The following is a 2,630-nucleotide window of genomic DNA, read 5'->3' on the forward strand; positions in this document are numbered from 1 at the left end:
CGGTAGTACGGTGGGGGCATGAGCAGCGAGCAGCCCGCACCCGGCCCCGGAGCCACCGCCCCCGGCGGCCCCGGGCGGCGCGACCGCAAGGCCCGCCGCACCCGGGAGGCGATGGCCGCCGCCGCCCTGCGCCTCACCCTGGAGCACGGCCTCGCCGCGCTCGCCGTCGAGGACGTCACCGACGCCGCCGACGTCTCCCGCCGCACCTTCAGCCGGCACTTCGCCTCCCGCGAGGATGCCGTACTGGACTGTCTGCGCGCCGACTTCGCCCGGATCAACGAGGCACTGGCCGCCCGGCCCGCCGCCGAGACACCGGTCGCCGCCTACCGGGCCGCCGTCGCCGCCTGGCTGCACGACCCCGACCCCGAGCACCCCGCCTGGCACCGCCGCCCCGGCATGCGCGACCTGTTCGTGCTGATCGACGAGGAACCCGCGCTGACCGCCGCGTTCCGGCGGATCTCGGTCGCCGAGGAGGAGCGCTCGATCCGCCTGGTCGCCGCCCGGCTCGGCCTCCACCCGGAGACCGACCTGCGCCCCGCCGTCGCCGTCGGCCTCGGCGTCGCCGCCCTGCACGCCGCCACCCGCACCTGGGTGCGCGACCCCGCAGGCGACCTGCCCACCCTGCTCGACCGCGCCTTTGCTTTGGCCGCGGCCGAACCCCCGAGCTGACCACCCGCCGGCCCGGAGTTCGAACCAGCACCACCCGCGCCCACCCCTGTGCGCGGCGTACGAGAGGAACCGACCATGACCACGCAGGAGTTCGCCGGCCGCACCGCACTCGTCACCGGAGGCGCCTCCGGCATCGGCCTGGCCACCGCCACCCTGCTCGCCGAGCGCGGCGCGAACGTCGCGATCGCCGATCACAACCTCGACGGCGCCCGCGAGGCGGCCGCCGCCATCGAGGCGACCGGCGCGAAGGCGCTCGCCGTCCAGCTGGACGTCACCGACCCGGCCTCGGTGCAGGCCGCCGTCCGGGCCACCGTCGACGGCCTCGGCCCGCTCGGCCTCGCCGTCAACAACGCGGGCATCGGCGGCCCGTCCGCCCCCACCGGCGAGTACGACCCCGAGGCGTGGCGCCGGGTGCTGGCCACCAACCTGGACGGCGTCTTCTACTCGCTGCGCTACGAACTGCCGGAGATCCTGGCGGCCGGCGGCGGCGCGGTCGTCAACATGGCCTCCATCCTCGGCACCAACGGCTTCGCCGGCTCGCCCGCGTACGTCGCCGCCAAGCACGGCGTGGTCGGCCTCACCAAGACCGCCGCGATCGAGTACGCCCCGCAGGGCGTGCGGGTCAACGCGGTGGGGCCCGGCTTCATAGACACCCCGCTGCTCAAGGACACCGACCCGGCCGGGCGCGACCTGCTGGTCTCGCTGCACCCCGCCGGGCGGCTCGGCCGCGCCGAGGAGGTCGCCGAACTGACCGCGTTCCTGCTGTCGGACCGGGCGTCCTTCGTCACCGGCAGCTACCACCTGGTCGACGGCGGCTACTCCGCCCGCTGAACCGGAACGAAGCGGGGGGCCGATCGCGAAGGAGCGTCGAACATGAAGGCAGTCCAGTACCGCACCGTCGGCGGCCACCCCGAGGTGGTCACCGTCCCCGACCCCGAACCCGGCCCCGGGCAGGTCCTGCTGAAGGTCACCGCCGCGGGAGTCTGCCACTCCGACATCGCCGTGATGAGCTGGCCGGCCGAACAGCTGCCCTTCCCGCTGCCGCTGACCCTCGGCCACGAGGGCGCCGGCACCGTCGCCGCGCTCGGCGCGGGCGTCACCGGCCTGACCGAGGGCGAGTCGGTCGCCGTGTACGGCCCGTGGGGCTGCGGCAGCTGCGCCAAGTGCGCCGAGGGCAAGGAGAACTACTGCCTGCGCGCGAACGACCTGGGCATCATGCCGCCCGGGTTGGGCGCGCCCGGCGCGATGGCCGAGTACATGCTGGTCGACGACCCGCGGCACCTCGTCCCGCTCGGTGACCTCGACCCGGTACGCACCGTCCCGCTCACCGACGCCGGGCTGACGCCGTACCACGCGATCAAGCGCTCGCTGCGGGGGCTCGTCCCCGGCTCCACCGCGGTCGTCATCGGCACCGGCGGCCTCGGGCACGTCGCGATCCAGCTGCTGCGGGCGATGACCGCGGCCCGGGTGATCGCGCTGGACGTCACCGAGGAGAAGCTCGCGCTGGCCCGCGCGGTCGGCGCGCACGAGGCGGTGCTCTCGGATGGCGCCGCGGCCGGCAAGGTCCGCGAGCTGACCGCCGGGCTGGGCGCGCAGGCCGTGTTCGACTTCGTCGGCGCCCCGCCCACCACCGCCCTGGCCGGGCAGCTGGCCGCCGTCGAGGGCGACGTCACCATCGTGGGCATCGGCGGCGGCAGCCTGGCGGTCGGCTTCGGCGCGCTGCCCTACGAGGTCTCCGTCACCTCCCCGTACTGGGGCAGCCGCTCCGAGCTGATCGAGGTCCTCGACCTGGCCCGGACCGGCGCGGTCGACGTGCACGTCGAGACGTACGGCATCGACGAGGCGCCGCTCGCCTACGAGCGGCTGCACGCGGGCAAGATCAACGGCCGGGCGGTGATCCTGCCGAACGGCTGACCCGGCACCGGCGCGGCCACCGGAACTGTCGGTGGCCGCGCCTACAC

Annotated in this window: 3 protein-coding genes; all 3 read left to right on the top strand. The window is 75.5% G+C overall.

Features of this window, described 5'->3' with window-relative positions:
• Nucleotides 1–18: 18 nt before the first annotated feature.
• The 3 genes from ACFUEL_RS38200 to ACFUEL_RS38210 all read left to right on the top strand — a co-directional run bounded on the left by ACFUEL_RS38200 (nucleotide 19) and on the right by ACFUEL_RS38210 (nucleotide 2,583).
• Complete coding sequence (locus tag ACFUEL_RS38200) at nucleotides 19–669, top strand: TetR/AcrR family transcriptional regulator (protein WP_380242592.1); 651 nt, start codon at nucleotides 19–21, stop codon at nucleotides 667–669.
• Between the two features lie 75 nt (nucleotides 670–744).
• Entirely contained in the window at nucleotides 745–1,500 is a 756-nt protein-coding gene (locus tag ACFUEL_RS38205; RefSeq protein ID WP_380242594.1) for an SDR family NAD(P)-dependent oxidoreductase, read from the top strand.
• A 42-nt stretch (nucleotides 1,501–1,542) separates the two neighbouring features.
• Nucleotides 1,543–2,583 carry an NAD(P)-dependent alcohol dehydrogenase gene (locus ACFUEL_RS38210; RefSeq protein ID WP_380242596.1) on the top strand — a complete coding sequence of 347 codons (1,041 nt, stop codon included), beginning with the start codon at nucleotides 1,543–1,545 and terminating at the stop codon, nucleotides 2,581–2,583.
• Nucleotides 2,584–2,630 lie beyond the last annotated feature (47 nt).

This window comes from Kitasatospora sp. NPDC057198, assembly GCF_042670125.1.
Lineage (GTDB): Bacteria > Actinomycetota > Actinomycetes > Streptomycetales > Streptomycetaceae > Kitasatospora.

Excerpts from the sequence above, each read along its gene's own strand:
- ACFUEL_RS38205 (WP_380242594.1), top strand. The coding sequence starts at position 745 with ATGACCACGCAGGAGTTCGCCGGCCGCACCGCACTCGTCACCGGAGGC.
- ACFUEL_RS38210 (WP_380242596.1), top strand. The coding sequence starts at position 1,543 with ATGAAGGCAGTCCAGTACCGCACCGTCGGCGGCCACCCCGAGGTGGTC.
- ACFUEL_RS38200 (WP_380242592.1), top strand. The coding sequence starts at position 19 with ATGAGCAGCGAGCAGCCCGCACCCGGCCCCGGAGCCACCGCCCCCGGC.